Origin of the sequence: Okeania sp. SIO2C9 (assembly GCF_010672455.1) — a bacterium.
Classification (GTDB): Bacteria; Cyanobacteriota; Cyanobacteriia; order Cyanobacteriales; family Microcoleaceae; genus Okeania.
The window spans coordinates 36,646-53,167 of sequence record NZ_JAAHGO010000035.1 but is presented as its reverse complement, the minus strand read 5'-3'; the positions used below and the strand labels follow the sequence as shown (position 1 = coordinate 53,167).

The 16,522-nt window shown below is 37.2% G+C and carries 13 protein-coding genes and 2 pseudogenes; 6 read left to right on the top strand and 9 right to left on the bottom strand.

Features of this window, described 5'->3' with window-relative positions; all coding sequences use genetic code 11:
• Together F6K23_RS23870 and F6K23_RS23865 are read left to right on the top strand one after the other, a co-directional pair.
• Window positions 1-700 (top strand): annotated as a pseudogene (locus F6K23_RS23870) (DNA primase); the annotation flags it as partial.
• A gap of 197 nt (window positions 701-897) precedes the next feature.
• Complete coding sequence (locus F6K23_RS23865) at window positions 898-1,644, top strand: hypothetical protein (RefSeq protein WP_293160429.1); 747 nt, start codon at window positions 898-900, stop codon at window positions 1,642-1,644.
• A gap of 886 nt (window positions 1,645-2,530) precedes the next feature.
• Here the strand turns inward: F6K23_RS23865 and F6K23_RS23860 are convergent.
• From F6K23_RS23860 to F6K23_RS23845, 4 genes and pseudogenes are all read right to left on the bottom strand, one after another.
• Window positions 2,531-2,791: pseudogene (locus F6K23_RS23860) on the bottom strand (pentapeptide repeat-containing protein); the annotation flags it as partial.
• 96 nt (window positions 2,792-2,887) lie between these two features.
• Window positions 2,888-4,717 (bottom strand): group II intron reverse transcriptase/maturase, encoded by a 1,830-nt coding sequence (locus F6K23_RS23855; RefSeq protein WP_293160427.1) that lies wholly within the window; start codon window positions 4,715-4,717, stop codon window positions 2,888-2,890.
• 143 nt (window positions 4,718-4,860) lie between these two features.
• Window positions 4,861-5,103, bottom strand: a complete 243-nt coding sequence (locus tag F6K23_RS23850; RefSeq protein WP_293160425.1) for a hypothetical protein — start codon at window positions 5,101-5,103, stop codon at window positions 4,861-4,863.
• 228 nt (window positions 5,104-5,331) lie between these two features.
• Window positions 5,332-5,610, bottom strand: a complete 279-nt coding sequence (locus tag F6K23_RS23845) for a pentapeptide repeat-containing protein (RefSeq protein ID WP_293160423.1) — start codon at window positions 5,608-5,610, stop codon at window positions 5,332-5,334.
• 60 nt (window positions 5,611-5,670) lie between these two features.
• On the opposite strand from F6K23_RS23845, the gene F6K23_RS23840 reads away from it, so the two are divergent.
• Together F6K23_RS23840 and F6K23_RS42085 are read left to right on the top strand one after the other, a co-directional pair.
• The gene (locus tag F6K23_RS23840) at window positions 5,671-6,225 is read left to right on the top strand and encodes a YraN family protein (RefSeq protein ID WP_293160421.1); all 555 of its coding nucleotides are present in this window, start codon (window positions 5,671-5,673) and stop codon (window positions 6,223-6,225) included.
• 170 nt (window positions 6,226-6,395) lie between these two features.
• A complete protein-coding gene (locus F6K23_RS42085) occupies window positions 6,396-6,584 on the top strand; it encodes an IS200/IS605 family accessory protein TnpB-related protein (protein ID WP_367267801.1) in 189 nt (62 codons plus the stop codon).
• Window positions 6,585-7,893: 1,309 nt separating this feature from the next.
• Here the strand turns inward: F6K23_RS42085 and F6K23_RS23835 are convergent.
• On the bottom strand, window positions 7,894-8,283 hold the full coding sequence (locus F6K23_RS23835) for a hypothetical protein (RefSeq protein ID WP_293160419.1): 390 nt from the start codon (window positions 8,281-8,283) through the stop codon (window positions 7,894-7,896).
• 600 nt (window positions 8,284-8,883) lie between these two features.
• Here F6K23_RS23835 and queA point away from each other — a divergent pair.
• Complete coding sequence (gene queA / locus F6K23_RS23830) at window positions 8,884-9,984, top strand: tRNA preQ1(34) S-adenosylmethionine ribosyltransferase-isomerase QueA (RefSeq protein WP_293160474.1); 1,101 nt, start codon at window positions 8,884-8,886, stop codon at window positions 9,982-9,984.
• Between the two features lie 54 nt (window positions 9,985-10,038).
• On the opposite strand, the gene rpmF is transcribed toward queA, so the two are convergent.
• Together rpmF and F6K23_RS23820 are read right to left on the bottom strand one after the other, a co-directional pair.
• Window positions 10,039-10,215: a 50S ribosomal protein L32 gene (gene rpmF, locus F6K23_RS23825; protein ID WP_202219299.1), complete on the bottom strand. Its 177-nt coding sequence runs from the start codon at window positions 10,213-10,215 to the stop codon at window positions 10,039-10,041.
• 1,430 nt (window positions 10,216-11,645) lie between these two features.
• Window positions 11,646-12,125, bottom strand: a complete 480-nt coding sequence (locus F6K23_RS23820) for an NINE protein (protein WP_293160417.1) — start codon at window positions 12,123-12,125, stop codon at window positions 11,646-11,648.
• A 316-nt stretch (window positions 12,126-12,441) separates the two neighbouring features.
• Here F6K23_RS23820 and acsF point away from each other — a divergent pair, with 316 nt between their 5' ends.
• Entirely contained in the window at window positions 12,442-13,518 is a 1,077-nt protein-coding gene (gene acsF, locus F6K23_RS23815) for a magnesium-protoporphyrin IX monomethyl ester (oxidative) cyclase (RefSeq protein WP_293160415.1), read from the top strand.
• Between the two features lie 775 nt (window positions 13,519-14,293).
• Here acsF and F6K23_RS23810 read toward each other — a convergent pair.
• Together F6K23_RS23810 and F6K23_RS23805 are read right to left on the bottom strand one after the other, a co-directional pair.
• Window positions 14,294-14,452: a hypothetical protein gene (locus tag F6K23_RS23810; RefSeq protein WP_293160413.1), complete on the bottom strand. Its 159-nt coding sequence runs from the start codon at window positions 14,450-14,452 to the stop codon at window positions 14,294-14,296.
• 373 nt (window positions 14,453-14,825) lie between these two features.
• On the bottom strand, window positions 14,826-16,427 hold the full coding sequence (locus F6K23_RS23805) for a DUF4335 domain-containing protein (RefSeq protein ID WP_293160411.1): 1,602 nt from the start codon (window positions 16,425-16,427) through the stop codon (window positions 14,826-14,828).
• Window positions 16,428-16,522: the final 95 nt, after the last annotated feature.

The window sequence follows — 16,522 nt, the reverse complement described above, 5'->3', positions numbered from 1 at the left end:
TCATTGGAAAAAGCTTTTAGCAGAGAACGAATTTTTATCAGCACCATTGCTAGTAGCAAAACAGTTAAAATATTATCGAAAAAATAATAGAAATTTCACTCAGGGAAAAAATAATAATTCACAGAAAGTTTTATCTCCACCGACAGAGCGTAGTTTATTAGCAGAAGCAGAATATTTATTACTGCGTATTTATTTACATTGCCCGAAATATCGTCAAGATGTGAAATCTGCAATGGAGGCTAGAGATTTACAGTTTAGTTTGTCTCACAATCGATTTTTGTGGAAACAAATTATTGATGTAGAAAATATGTCTGAATATCAAATTACTGACTCAGATGATTTAATTTCAAAGTTGCAAGATAGTTATTTAGACGCTCCAGATAAACTATCAGAAGTAGAGCATCTTTTTCATTTAGATGAAAAGGCAAAGAGAAATCTTCTTAGAGCGCCTTTAGAAATTCGTTCTGCCATAGCAGCTATCGAATTAATTATGTGTAAAAAACGTCGTAGCGCTGTTTTAAGTATGTGGCAAAATACTGATTTATCTACTGACTCTGAATTGGCTAAAAACTCTGAATTGGCTAAAAAGTATCAAGAAAAATTTTATTCTGAGTCAGAGTGGATTAAGGAATTGGAGAGATTAAGAATCACCACTATCTATGATTTAATACAAGTACCTCTAGGGGAATTAAGTGACTAAAAAAATTCTTGTTTTGATATAGATATATCCTGAGATTTTTTATAAATTATTTGGGATTACTATAACTATAAATAATTTCTTTGTTTTATAGCAATTGAAGTAAAGGACACGGAAAAATTAAAAGCTTATAGTGTAGCTCCTCCGTAATAACTAACGATAATCAGCTTACTTATTATCTTCAATATTGTGCAGATATTTTGAGTCAAGGAGATTCTCGGAGGGTTTCATTACTGACTGAAAATTTGTTGAACCAAGTTGTTACTCATTGGAAAAAGCTTTTAGCAGAGAACGAATTTTTATCAGCACCATTGCTAGTAGCAAAACAGTTAAAATATTATCGAAAAAATAATAGAAATTTCACTCAGGGAAAAAATAATAATTCACAGAAAGTTTTATCTCCACCGACAGAGCGTAGTTTATTAGCAGAAGCAGAATATTTATTACTGCGTATTTATTTACATTGCCCGAAATATCGTCAAGATGTGAAATCTGCAATGGAGGCTAGAGATTTACAGTTTAGTTTGTCTCACAATCGATTTTTGTGGAAACAAATTATTGATGTAGAAAATATGTCTGAATATCAAATTACTGACTCAGATGATTTAATTTCAAAGTTGCAAGATAGTTATTTAGACGCTCCAGATAAACTATCAGAAGTAGAGCATCTTTTTCATTTAGATGAAAAGGCAAAGAGAAATCTTCTTAGAGCGCCTTTAGAAATTCGTTCTGCCATAGCAGCTATCGAATTAATTATGTGTAAAAAACGTCGTAGCGCTGTTTTAAGTATGTGGCAAAATACTGATTTATCTACTGACTATGAACTAGCTAAAAAATATCAAGAAAAATTATATTCAGAATCAGAGTGGATTAAGGAATTAGAGAGATTAAGAATCACCACTATCTATGATTTAATACAAGTACCTTTAGGGGAATTGAATAACTAAACAATTAAGTAGGGCTTGCTGAATAAAATTGTAATCATTACCTGTCAAGCCTTCCGGGGTTAAATATTGCTGATGGGGTGCAAGGTTTTTGGTTGTTGTAGCCTCAAAATGCTAATACTTTTCTCCTGACTATGCCGAAAATTTGGCCGTAGCAGATAGTCTAAACTATTGCCTTTCGGAGCTGTTCCCTGTTGCCTATCATTACCATCAGACTTTTGAGCGCAAACCCTAAGTAAGTATTTATGCTTAATATTCTACTAAAAATTAGACGAATGAGAAAGGTCAATGAGGATGATTTACATAGTATAAATATTTAGCAAGCTACCGATTCTCATACTACTTTTAATGTTACAAATTGTCGTGCGAAATGTAGGATTAAAATATTATTCATTTTTGAAAGCACCTACGCAGAGCGAATAACTTGCTATCAATATACATCAAAATTTGCCGATCAGCAAAAATCCTGTATTTATTGCATATCAGAACTTGTAGCGTTTATGAAAAGATTGCTCATACAAGCGCGAAATCCAGATTTTTCCCTAAAATTTGCCTTTCGATAGCTCATTTCAACTTTTTTTGTCAAAATTAATTTAAATTATAAATATGTTAATTAATTAATTATAAATTAAATTAATATACTACTATTCAATAGTCTTAATAGCGCTATGAGCAAGGCAAAAGTCATTCTTTTAATTCTATAAAGCTGGTAGCTGTTAATGAAGTTCCTCCGATAGGAGGCTAGCTGACCGCTGTTTGCGCAGCATTCCGTAAGAAATGCTTACTCTCACATATTTCAAATAAAAAAGGGAAGATTGAAGTAAATGTACTTCACTTTTACTTCTGCTCATTCCCTTTCCCTTGTTACTTCAAATAAAGCAAATTAAAATTAATCACAAAAGAGTGTATCTCTTGTATCATTACCCGTAATAGGATTCGTACCTTGAGCTATTTTACATAACTCCTTTTGAGTATCTTCTCGTAAAAAAGCATCTGTAAAATCTGCTCCATCAATAATTGCACCACGAAATTGAGTATGAAAAGCAAAAGCACCCTCTAAGATAGCATTAGTCAAATTTGCCTTGTTAAAAATTGCATTATCCAAAGTAGAATAACTCAGATTAGCTCCTTCTAAATTAGCTCCTTCTAGTCGAGTAGGATTGGTCTGTTACCAGACCTCACCCCTCTAAGAACCGTACATGAGCCTTTCAACTCATACGGCTCAAGCCATACTTCAAGCCTTATTTCACTCGGATTTATGTACCTGCTTATGACACATTTTATGTAGGTGTATAAGGTTATTCACGTCATCTGAACCGCCTTTCACCACAGGTACTATGTGATGGATTTCTAGATGTTCACCATTAAGCAATGAGTCGTTACAAATTGGGCATTTATAATTTTGATTTTTGGCTACTTTGTCCAATTTAGAACCTTTTGCCCATCTTTTATTGCCCATTGATTTGTTACGTTCTTCAAAATAGTCAGTGTAGTTAGCATCATCTGGACTGGCTACACTTTTGACTTTAATGTGTCTAATAATAGGTATATCTTTGGATATATCAACTAAAATTATAGGTTTCGTTTTTCCATTTCTACCTACTTCTTCGCACATGAAAGTCCATTTGACCCCATTGTAATAGTGGAAGTATCTGTCTTTTATCCATTTTTTGCCTTTGAGCGGATGCCTACGAACCGCCCATTTCCAAAGATAGTTGGTTAGTTTATGATTAACATAGGAGAAAACTTCCTTACTAACTTGGCTTCTGTAGTAATTAGCAAACCCTCCTAGGATAGGATTTAGTTTTCTGATCAGGGCGACTTGGGTTAAACCTAGTCCTTTATTTATTTCATCCTTGAGTTTCTTACAGAATTCAAGGACTTTTTCCTTTTCAGGTTTAATTAGTAATTTGCCACCATAGTGACGTAGATTGAAACCTAAAAAGTTGAATCCCTCATCTATGTGAACTATCTTTGTTTTTTCGGAGTTGATTTTAAGTCCTTTCTCATGTAACCATGTTTTTAAAGTTGTGAAAGCTGTTTCTAGGTGTTCTTTCTCTCTAGCTGTAATTACAAAATCATCAGCATAGCGAATGAAGCCGAGTTTTGGTCTGTGATAACCTCTGGCTTTGGCAGGGAGTCTAATAGAGGTGATTAATTCCTCTAATCCATGTAAGCCAATGTTGGCTAGTATTGGGCTAATCACTCCACCCGGAGGTGTCCCTTTTAAGGTTTCGTATTTAACACCATTGTCAATGAATCCAGCTTGTAACCAATCCTTGATTAGTTTCCTTGCAGGGAAAGAGTCAATGAGATTGATTATAGTTTCATGGTTAATGTTATCGAAAAATCCTTTTAAATCAACGTCTAGAACCCATCTATCTGCGTTTCCTGCATTGAGTCTGCTGTAACATTGCATAATTGCATCGTGACAGCTTCTTTTTGGTCTGAATCCATAGCTATTGGGTTCAAAAACCGCTTCCCATTCGGGTTCTAGGGAATTTTTAACTATTGCTTGTTGTACTCTATCTCTTACGGTTGGGATGCCGAAAGGACCTTGTCTTGGTGCACGTTCCCTCTCTTGGTCAGCATTCCCTCTCTTGGTCGGCGTTCCCTTGCGCCTATCGGCGGCGCGGAGTCCGACCGCTTGCGACTGTCGTCGTCGCGGGGTCTGACCGCTTGCGTCTTTCGCCGACGCGGGGTCGCACCGCTTCTTACCATTGGACTTAGGAATATAAACCCTTTTAACAGGTTTGACTTTGTTTTCCTTCCAATTGTTAATAAGTTTCACTCTATCTTCTGGAGTTTTTATCACCTCCTTATCGACACCAGAAATAGCTTTACCGCTATTCAATTGAGTGATTTGTCTAACAGACAATAGTAGATTTGAGTAGGACTTTAGTATCAGTTTCTGCAATCTTCTTAGTTGCTTATACTGACCGAGCTTTTTGGCACGAAAAATACGTCTTCTTAGGTTTTTGACAATTTTGATAGTTTTACGCCAGTTAATGTCGTTCCAGCTATTTAATTGTCCCTCCTGTCCATTTATCTCTTGATGAGATATCAAACTTTTCATTCGGTTCAATTCCTGATAAGTTTTCTTTTTCGTATATGACCCAAGGTACGTCTGCTTCGCTTTCGCTCAGGGGCAAATTTTGTAGCCGTTAGGCTTCTCGAAGAGTACCCCTATCCACTTCATTACAAAGTGGCATTCGCTTCTTACCTCATCCTTCTCCCTCCAGAGATTTCTGCATTGATTACTCTTTGCCTATCAGTAGATTGACTACCATACTGAACTCTGTAGGGTTTTTCCTGTTGTATCACTTGAAGTTCTGTGATGGTTAAGATGGTTATCTTTTCTGCGAGGGGGATGATGTCTTCATATGTACAGAACCCATTACTCTGTACATCTACCCATTTACCATTTTGGTTAGAGCCTATCAGGAATATTTGGCTCTTCATCGGATAACGCAGTTTAATAAATAACTTAGAACTATGTTCATCTTTCCATCACTCCCTTTCGCTCCTAGAGGATTATTCCTATCCTTTTTGGCTACTTTTAGGATCTGCTTACCACCATTACTATTACTAGCTATAGTGTGACCTACCGTTCTTCATGACGGATTACTCTACAAGGGTATGGGATGAAGAACCCATAGGGAAGTGGACTTCCCAGTTCAATTGACCAGTTCAGGTCGCACAATGAGCGCCAAACAAACTAACACCACTTAAATTTGAATTACTGAAGTCACTTTTACGCAGAATAGATTTAGTAAATGAATCATCAGTTAAGTCTCGACCAGAAAAATCAACACCCACTAAAATTTGCTTGTCATACTCATCAGCTAGAGTAGGTGTCAAGTTAGTAAATATTAAGGCAGTTATTGCCCCAATAGTAATGAGATATACTATTAGTGAAAAGACGAAGTTGACTAAAATTTGGGAAGTTTTTTGTTGTCTAAAATTCATACTACTTCTGTCTAAATTACTCCAGGCAGTCCATAACCATAATAAGAAGAATAAACCAAAATGAGCTTTTCTTCATCTAGGCAATCTGCTTCTTCCTCAAAAATTGACACAGGTATCTTGGGAGAAGATTTAGTGGCAAAATGGTTAACTCAAGAAGGTTGGCAAATACTCCATCGACGGTGGCAATGTCGCTGGGGAGAGTTAGATATTATTGCCCTAAAAACCTCTCCTTTGGAAGATAACCAAGCTCAAAAATTTCCAATTCTGGTATTTGTGGAGGTCAAAACTCGTAGTCGGGGTAACTGGGATAAAAATGGTTTACTGGCAGTTACAGAAGCAAAACAAGCCAAGTTGTGGCAAACCGCAGAAATATTTTTGAGCGATCGCCCAGAATTAGCAGATTGTTCTTGTAGATTCGATGTAGCTTTAGTCAAGTGTAATTATACTCAAAAAAATTATCCTCAATCGAAATGTCTATCGAAATGTCTATCGTTAGAGGAGCAACTATCTAAGTTTACTATTAAGGTCGGACATTCTGTAGAATTAGCAGGTTATCAACTTGTCTTGCAAAATTATATTCCTTCTGCCTTTATATCTGCCTCTGACCTGTATTAAACTCGTTTACAGTTAATAAGGTATTCGGCGTTGTTGAATAACAGTATGATTTTTAGTCGTCAGTAGGGGTAAATATAGAAAGGAAAAACTTCTCTAAAGTTAATCAAATAGCAAAATAGTCATAGATTGGTGTGAGTTACATCAAATAAGAACCTGAATAATTGTACGTAATGATGTATTGGAAACAATCTATTAATCTAAAGAAAAAGAACAATCAACAATTTGTGAATATCTTTAATTATAGGTTAATAGAAATGTTAAGATATCAAGCCCAACTAAGAGGAATAAAAGTAATAATTACAGAAGAATATTATACATCTAAATCGAGGTTTTTAGATAGGGATGATTGGCAAACATAAGGAGAGAAAAAACAAAAATTTAGTGGAAAAATAGTAACAAGAGGGTTGTATAAAACCAGGGAAAATAAATTATTAAATGCTGATATAAATGGGTCATTTAATATAATTAAAAAAGTAATTCCTGATGTCTTTGACCAAGGAATAAAGGGTTTGCCATTTAACCCTGTAGTGCTTGACCCACTTGCGTTTGACTAGACTTTCAGACTTTCTCGTTCAGTTTGAGTAAGTTTAGTTGAGCGGTTATAGTTGACTACTCCCGGCAGCTGTTGCCGAGGGGATTCTAAGTTGATACTACACAACACCGATAAATCCTTGTTACTTCGTTTTCTCATGATTCTGACCAAAGATATATTCTCTGGGGACAATTTCCGCGGTGCCCCTACACAGTCGGCTTAAGTATGGGCGAACGGCCATTCGCCCCTACTGCTTTGCGGCTTACTTTTGTGATTATATTTGCAGCCCCATTACAGTCTGCATTAACACAGTAATTATTACCGGTTCTATACAAACCACCCTGTCTTGATGCCGTCGCTCATGGGGGAAACCCCCTTTGGCGGCGCTGCATCGCTTTATTCTTTATTCCTGAGGGTTTCCAATCATTGGCCCGTAGGGTCGGTGCTTCCTTGCTCGGACTCAGGTTCCGAGCACCAGCACCGAGTTTTTCACCATAATTAGGTAGATTGTCACCATCTAAAGAAAGAAACGGGCAGACCGAAAAGTTATTGTAGGTAATAATAGCACAGAAAAACTTTAGAAGTCTTGTCTAAACGACTCCCTTGTTTTCATCCCCCGGTTAAAACACGGGGGCCTTCAACGTCGCTTTTCGGTAATAAATCTCTGTTTGCTTCATATCCAGATAGAACAGAGATAATACAATCATTATAGATTTTCCCTACTTCCAGAATTCATCCATCTTTTCAGCAATGCCAGGTATTCAATGATGTGCCTATGTCACCAGAAGCACTAAGCAAAAGCCTGGAACATCCATAAGCTAACCTTTAATTATAGGACTATAAGACTACAGAATAAATTCCGTGACTCATTTTTCATCCAAGGGTTAAAACCGCCTAGCTCTCTTCTTCCTTTGATATTTTTGTAGGCTGGAATGAGAAACCAATTTTAATGCAAATTACTTCTATTCCTTATGTTAAAAAGACTCTGAACTGTAGAATGCTGTGCAAATTAGTAAAGTAAGTCCTGATTGTAAAGAATAAATTAAGTGTGTCTTACTCTTGTTGTACCCGTACTAATATGATTAATGTACAAGTACAAGTACAGTTACAAATTAAAGTAAGAGTAAAACTATAGTTCAACCTAAAGTTTCGGGACAATACCCTAAACCCTTGACAAATTGGGTACGGAATGCTTCTATTTCCTCCTGATTAGGCTGGCCGTGAGATACTACTGCTACCTGATAGCGTCTCATCACACTTAAAGGTGATTGTCCAGTTTCTAAACTCCACAACGCCATTCTGATACGGATATCAGGCTGATAAGGTATTCCTAATTCATTCATAAAAGCCCGAAAATCCCCATGTTGTTGAGGAGTTAAGTAGTGACTCATTTTAATTTTTACCACCCAACCATCAATTTGATGAATCACAGTCATAAATTGAAGCGGTAGTTGATGGGTAATGCATAGGTATTCAACTACTCTAAGGCAGAGGCTAGTATTCGCTATAAAGTAAAGGTATTCCATCTCTATCTAACTATTACCGCTGAAAACTACTGCTTTTCCCTCGGTTTAACCTCTAAATCTTTTGCTACTACAGAGGAAAAATTAAAGGTAATGAAAAACGGTTGTAGGAAGCGGGGCGGATGTTGCCGCTTCCCAGTTAATAAATTAGGTGTATGTTCTAGAATGTCTAGAGTTTTGAACTAGATGATCGATCTGTTATTTTTCACTACAGATATATCTGTCCTAAACTCTGGAAATTAATTCTGTACTTATATATTCTATATTTTCTCTCAATGTGTAGCAGATCACTAGGGGAAAAGTACCCTAATTTATCTGGGGGATTTTACCCAATTACCAGAAAATTGGGGTATGGGGTAGGCACCTCACCCTTGTAGGGCGACTTTTTATTTTAGCATGCAAGTGAATTGAATATATGCTATAGTTTTATTAGTTGCCGGGGGCACTTGGAAACTCGTGCGCGGACGTGGAGGGAAGCGTTCAGCACCCTGTGTTAGCGACATCTATACGAAGCAAACCGTCAACCCACCGAGGAGCTTCATCTCGGTATAAATCCCCATGGCTTTAGGCCAGGGAGTATATCAAGAGTTATATATCACTAATATGACTGAGGTAGATTTGTCCATTAATGCTTATGACTATGAACTTCCCCAAGAGTTAATTGCTCAAAATCCTGTTGTCCCCAGGGATAGTTCTCATTTAATGGTTGTAGATTCACTTACACATCATAATTGTATTTTTAGAGATTTACCAGATTTACTCCAATCAGGAGACTTACTAGTTTTAAATAATACTCGTGTTATTCCTGCGAGGCTTTATGGCCACAAAACTACTGGCGCTCGAGTAGAAATCTTGTTGCTCAAACCAGTGAAAAATGATTGTTGGCTGGCTTTAGTCAAGCCTGGTAAACGTTTTAGCAATGGTACAACAATTGAATTTATACCTAATTCATCTAACTGTAATTATAAGTTGCAGGCAACAGTATTATCAACAGATAGAGAAACTGGTGGGCGATTTTTACAGTTTAGTTTACCTCAAGGAATTTCGTTAATCAATTTATTAGACCAATTTGGTCATGTGCCCTTCCCGCCTTATGTTACAGATTCACAAGCTCTCACAGAACAATATCAAACTGTATATGGTAAAATTTCAGGGGCGATTGCTGCACCTACTGCTGGTTTACATTTTACTGATGAATTACTGGAGAAACTAGAACAAAAAAATATTAGACTAGCTTTCATCACATTGCACGTTGGTCTTGGTACATTTCGTCCAGTTGAAACTGAAAACATCACTAAGCACGATATGCACTACGAATGGATAGAGGTTTCGTCATTAGTTGTAGACAAAATTAATCAAACAAAATCTCAAGGTGGACGTATCATTGCAGTGGGAACAACAGTAGTTAGAGCTCTTGAGGGAACAGCACTAGCTAGTCAGAAAAATAGTAGTAGTAAAAAACTTTCTATATCACCATTTTCTGGTTATACCAATATATTTATTTATCCTGGCTACAAGTGGCAAATAGTAGAAGGTCTAATCACTAATTTTCATCTACCACGCTCCAGTCTGCTGATGCTTGTAAGTGCCATGATTGGTAGAAAACGCCTTTTAAACTTATATCAGGAAGCGATCGCCCAAAAATATCGCTTTTATTCTTTCGGTGATGCGATGTTAATTTTGCCAGATGCTAGGATCAATTAGTCTAGTTGTTTAAATATTTGGAGAATTGGACATTTTCCCCAATTCTCCCATTGATTAATCTTCTTCCTCTTCTTCCTCAGCACTTGGATATACAAAACTGTGGGAACGTTGAGTAAGAACTGATTTCCCTAAAGATAGCGCTTTCTGTGCTTCTAGCCTTGCTTTGCGCTTCCACTGAGCTTTCCGCATCTTTGTCTTAGACTTTGAAGTTCTCTTCTTTGGTACAGCCATGAAAGTTATTGTATAGATAATTATAGACAGACTACTATCGTACCTTAATTTTAGTAACTATGGAAGACCTCTATAAAACCCATTTGATACCTATCTATTTATAGAAGTCATTATAGAAGTCATTTGGTATCTTTGCCCGCGATTAAGTTTTTGAGTTAGCGAAAAATTCAGTTATAAAGCCTCTCCATTCATGGCGAAAAAAGCGGTCGATCTTCGGAGCTTCCCCGTTGGGTGGGATGACGAGGTTTCCTAACCATATCCCATCGACCAAGACAGCAGTCATTTTGCTACGCAACATATAATCCGGATCTATCTATACCGATAATATTTTGCTAACAAATGTTCACAATGCACAGCAAGAGCGCCTGCTGAGGGGGTATCTCCCAAAGTCTACTAGAATTCCTGTAGACGCTTTTTAAACACTTAAATCGTCTTGGTCATCGACTAAACAGAAGTTTTAATTACTTGACCATGAACCGCGGTAGCTTATCAGGATAGCGGTTACATAGTGGCCTGGTTGTGCACCAAAAACTACTTTAGTCTTATAAAAAATCACAATCTATGCAAACAATCGGTATAACTAAATACAATATATATGAGTTTATGTTAACAAATAATATTAGTCAATCAACAATGGTTAATTAACCTCCTTAGTCGAAAATCCCCACAATTCATTGTATGAAGCTCCTAAAAAAACCGCGCGCCAAAAGATTTTCCCTTGCATCCTCACCAAAATTGTGATATCGTATGATTTATTGGGAGTCGTTCGCCCCTACACATGACTTTTTATTCAACTAAATTGCTTAATGAAGACACAATTATAGGTATTCAGGAAATTTCCCCAGGAGCAATACCAGTAAATCTATTCATCTTGTGAAGCTTCCCTTGAAGAAAGAGTCAGTCCTCAGGAGTCAGGAGGGAAAATTGCATGGGCATAGTCAACGACAAGCCACTCCGCGTCTATGCTCCCCCAAACAATTTTGAGCACCGCGGGTGAGATGTGGGGAATTAAACCCATAAGGGAAATGATAAATGCTTGTTTTTCCCATCAAACCTTTCCATCCATAGCTCCTTAGTCGAAAATTTCCAACATTTCATTGTATGAAGCTCCTGAAAAAACCGCGCGCCAAAAGATTTTCCCTTGCATCCTCACCAAAATTGTGATATCGTATGATTTATTGGGAGTTGTTCGCCCCTACACATGACTTTTTATTCAACTAAAAAATAATTATAGTTTTGAGAGCGATAAAACTCCACTCCGCTTTCGCTATGCGACATGAAACGCGTTTTGGGTTCCGCAAAGCTTCGGGTTTCGGCAGTAGCCTACATAGAAAGCCTAGCATTCCAAAGGAAAAAACGGAGCCTAGCAGCAGCCAGATCGCGAATGTTGTAGAAAGGAAAATCAATATAAAGATTATTGATTGGCCAAATCACAACTCATGAAAATCGTAAATGACAATTCCTGTTTCTGGATGGTTATCCACACTAACATAACCAGTTTTAAGCATTTCCTTCAGAGCCTCTTCTACTTCTACAAAGCTAGCTCCTGTTTCCATTACCCCCTGACTAACAGATAACTTACCTCCTTTAGTAGAAGCTGACCTGAGTAAAGCAACCATTAACTGTTGACGGGTTTGTGGAGGAGAAACTTTCATAGAGACCGCCCCATTTGATTGATATAGTGGCACTCCTGAGGATGAAATACCTAATTTTGCTTTGACTTTAGTATTGTGTTCTTCTACCATATTAGGAATTAGCAACAAATCAATAAACTGGCCTATTCCAAATAAACCCCCAGTAAACAGCCAAAGTAGACCAGTCAAAATTTTGCCATTATATAAACGATGGCATCCGTTAAGACCTAGAATGCAAGCTCCCCAAAATAGGTAACTATATCTTATACTATTCATTTAGTCCCAAAAATCATTTGTCTAAAATTAACATACTGTTTTGCCTAGTTACTTAATTTTCGTTATGGGCACTTAGTATGATTACCATCTTAGTCCAATAATATAGTGCTGAAAACAGTAATAATTCCAAATATATTAGAAGTAGGATAATAATGGGCTATTTCTTATAGGTATACATACTTTGCAATTCTTAACGAAAACTATGCACTTGAGTCCCCTAGACCTTGGTAAACTATATAGCGTGGAAAATATAATACTTTCTTGCTCATTCTCCAAACCAGCCATAGATTGATAAATTAACAAAACAACAAAACTTATGGTAGATTCTCTAAAAAAACCAGATTTTCAAGAAATGCGACCAGGGGTTAAAGTTCCCTCTAAAGAAACTATTCTAACTCCTAGATTCTACACAACAGATTTTGATGAGATGGCGAAAATGGACATCTCAGTCAATGAAGATGAATTAATAGCTATTCTAGAAGAATTTCGTACCGATTATAATCGCCATCATTTTGTTCGGGATGAAGAATTTGCCCAATCATGGGATCATATTGATGGGGATACTCGTAGACTATTTGTTGAGTTTCTAGAACGTTCTTGTACAGCAGAATTTTCTGGTTTTTTACTGTACAAAGAATTGGGTCGTCGTCTCAAAGATAAAAGCCCTGTTTTGGCTGAGTGTTTCAATTTAATGTCCAGAGATGAAGCTCGTCATGCAGGTTTTTTAAATAAGGCAATGTCAGATTTTAATCTATCATTAGATTTAGGATTTCTGACTAAAAGTCGTAAGTATACTTTCTTTAAACCAAAGTTTATTTTCTACGCTACTTATCTATCGGAAAAAATTGGTTATTGGCGCTACATTACTATCTATCGTCATTTAGAAGCTCATCCAGAAGATAGAATTTATCCTATTTTCCGTTTCTTTGAAAATTGGTGTCAGGATGAAAATCGTCATGGAGATTTCTTTGATGCTATTATGAGGGCACAACCACAAATTTTAAATGACTGGCAAGCAAAATTGTGGTGTAGATTTTTCTTACTTTCTGTGTTCGCTACTATGTACTTGAATGACATTCAAAGAGCTGATTTTTATGCAGCTATTGGTTTGAATGCTCGTGATTATGATAAGTATGTAATTGAGAAGACTAATGAAACTTCAGGACGTGTTTTTCCAGTAATTTTGGATGTAGAAGATCCTCAGTTTTATGAAAGACTAGAACTTTGTGTTAAGAATAATGAAAAGTTAACGGCGATCGCTAATTCTAGTAAGTCAGGTGTTGTGAAGTTTTTCCAGAAGTTACCTCTTTATCTTTCTAATGGTTGGCAGTTCCTGAAACTATATTTTATGAAGCCAATTGAAACTGCTACTATGCAAAGTTCTGTTCGCTAAAAAAAGTCTTTAATAATTAATCTCGCTTGATAGCCTTGGAAATATCACAAGGCTATTTTTTTATATGTTTTATTTAAGAAAAGAGGGAGTAGGGAGTAGGGGAGAAATAATTGACTTTATTTTTGATTATTGGAGATGTCTAATATCAAATCAACTTAATTGGGTATAAAACAATGTTTCATCCCACATTCCGCACCACAAAATTTAGCATAGAAGAAGGAGACAGAATTTTAGAAGAAAATCATAGCTGTCGCGATCAAGTTAAAAATTAAATAAGTATTTATGCTTAATTATCATTTCCTTTATGGGTTTAATACCCACGCGCGTCACCCGCGGTGTTCACGCATTACTTGGGGGAGCGAATCCCCTTGTAATATCAAATCCGTTTAATTCGGCAAGTAAAAAATGTTCCATCTTCAACCATTACCAAATATTTCTCCATCTCCCCATCTCCGTGTCTCCCCATCTCCGTGTCTCCCCATCTCCGTGTCTCCGTGTCTGGTGTGTCCCCCCATCTAATTACACCGATGCTACCGGATTTGATATAATTTCCCTCCTGTCTCCTGTCTCCTGTCTCCTGTCTCCTTCTTCAATTACTCGGAATTCGATCGACTAAAAAAGTAATTGAGATGATTTGCATAGTATCAATACTTACACTTACCAACTACGGATTGATATACTACTTTTAATGAGACAAATTGAAGTGCGGAATATGGACTCAAACGCTGCTAGTTAAAAGTTTTAATTATCAATCTCAATCTCTAATTTTAAAAATTTAAATTTTGTCATCAATCTCTGACCAAAAATCAGATAAATTGCCTGAAATAGCCAACAGAATTTCAATAGTTTCAGCTCTTCCATGATAAAATAAACAAATAATAATCCAAGGGGTTTTATTACTTAAAGAGATTTTAAAAGCTAAAACACCGATCATTTCGTTGTTTAGATAGGCGACACCTCATTTTTATTCAAACGTGATGAACTAATTTTTCTAAGTTATCCATATACTGATTTGACATATTTACAACTATATGGTAATCGTTAAGATTCACAGAACTAGACCATAGAGGAATAATTATCTTCTTGAAGCTTGAGAATTGAGATAAAATCTACTATGCAAACTTCTGTTCGCTAAAAAAGTCTTGATTGAAGAAGGCAGCTATGCTGAAGGCAGCTATGCTGAAGGGAAAAAAAGGTCTAAAAAGGTAAGATTTTCGATCGCGCTCTTATCCAGACATGATATAACTTCTGACTTCCATGAAACGGTATTCCCTGTTTATTCTTCCTTCTTCCTTCTTCCCTCTTTTTTAATTCAAAGACTCTAAAAAAGTCTGCACTTGCCCATCTGGTCTCAAAACCAATCGAATTTTAGCAGTCTTGCCACCCTCAATATTAGAGACAAAAGCTTGATCTTCTAAAGGCATCTCTGTATTACCATAAAACTCAACTGATGCTAGACCAATTGGAACTACCTTTTTCACTGAACCATCACCATTTAATAACAAACTATACTGCAAATTCCTATCTAAATCTGATGGCGGTTCCCAACTTTTTTCAAAATATTCTCTTACCTCTGCAACTTGGGGAATTTTATCGAATAATGTATATTTCGGTTTCCTGCTAGCATTTTCACTAGGTTCAACCACAGATTCGCGATCGCGTAAAGCAACTGGTTCTACATCTTCCAAGGTAGGTAGATCAATTGCTCTAGGAACATTAACCGGAATACGACTCACATCTACATAAGGTCTTACCCCACCCCCTCTATTGAGTGCTGGTGGTAGAGGTCGGTTTGGTGCGGGTGGAATTTGCAAATTTGGGGGTGGTTGCACAGGAGGTCTCGGTTGTACTGACGCCCCATAGTTGGGTATTGCTGGTGGAGGAATTGGTGGCGGTGTCGTTGGTGGTGCAACAGGAACTGGTGGCAGTATTGTTGGTGGTGCCGGAATAACTACTGTTGTAGCATTTCCCTGATTTTGAGGAGGACGAGAAAAATCATTCAGAGGTGGTGGCAAGTTATTAGGAGCGGGTGGCGCGGGGTTTTGTCTAGGAAACAGAGGAGATGGAGTAGGAATTGGAGATGGTCTAGTAATTGTTGGTGTTGGTAGATTTGTTGGTGGTGTTGGTAATGGTGATAGAGTTACTGTTGGTGTTGGTGTTGGTGTTGGTAAATTTGTTGGTGTTGGAAGGGGTGAATTACTGCTGGGTGGAGAAGCAATAATATTAGGCTCATTTTGTGGTTTGCGACTAATTGCGTAGCGGTCGTATAATTTAATGGCACTAGCTGTTAGACCAGCACTAATGAGAATTAGTATCGCACTACGCAACCATTCAGGAAGAGGTGTAACTTCACTATCAGACTTAAACTGAGGCAATGTCTGTATATCTGTTTCACATTCATCTAGAGCGATCGCCAGGTCAAATAGTTGCAGCATACTCATCGTAATAAAACTTCCTGACTCTTTAGTCGCTAGAGACCCCAAAAATAGATCGTGGTTTAATAAGTCTCGTGGTTGTAGATAAATACTTTTACCGTTTATTGGGGGTGGAGAATTAGGTATGGAAAGTTTTGCATCAGCAATTTCGATGTTCTCGTCCTGAATTTTTGTTTGTGAGTTTGACTCTGTTGCAGTGCTATTGTTTTCTTCTCCTTTATTTTCATTGTCTAGAGGTAATTCAGGAGATTTACTGAGAAATTCTTGTACATAGCTAGTAACAACTTTGTGGAGAGTGTCTAATTCACTGCGACCACCCCTCAGTGTAATATGGTCTGTTTCTGATACCCTGGGATCGTCAAAACTAAGGCTAAAGCGTTGCTTTCTGGGAATACCGATCCATTTTAAGACCGCTAAACCTCTAGCTGTAAATTTTAGCGTACAAGTTGGGGGAGTATAACTTCGTGAAGGCATTTGAAAACATTTGATTGAAGAAAGCAGAAGGCGGAAGGCAGAAGGCAGAAGGGAAAATTGCTGATGGATAGTCAACGTCCAACCGCGTGCATATC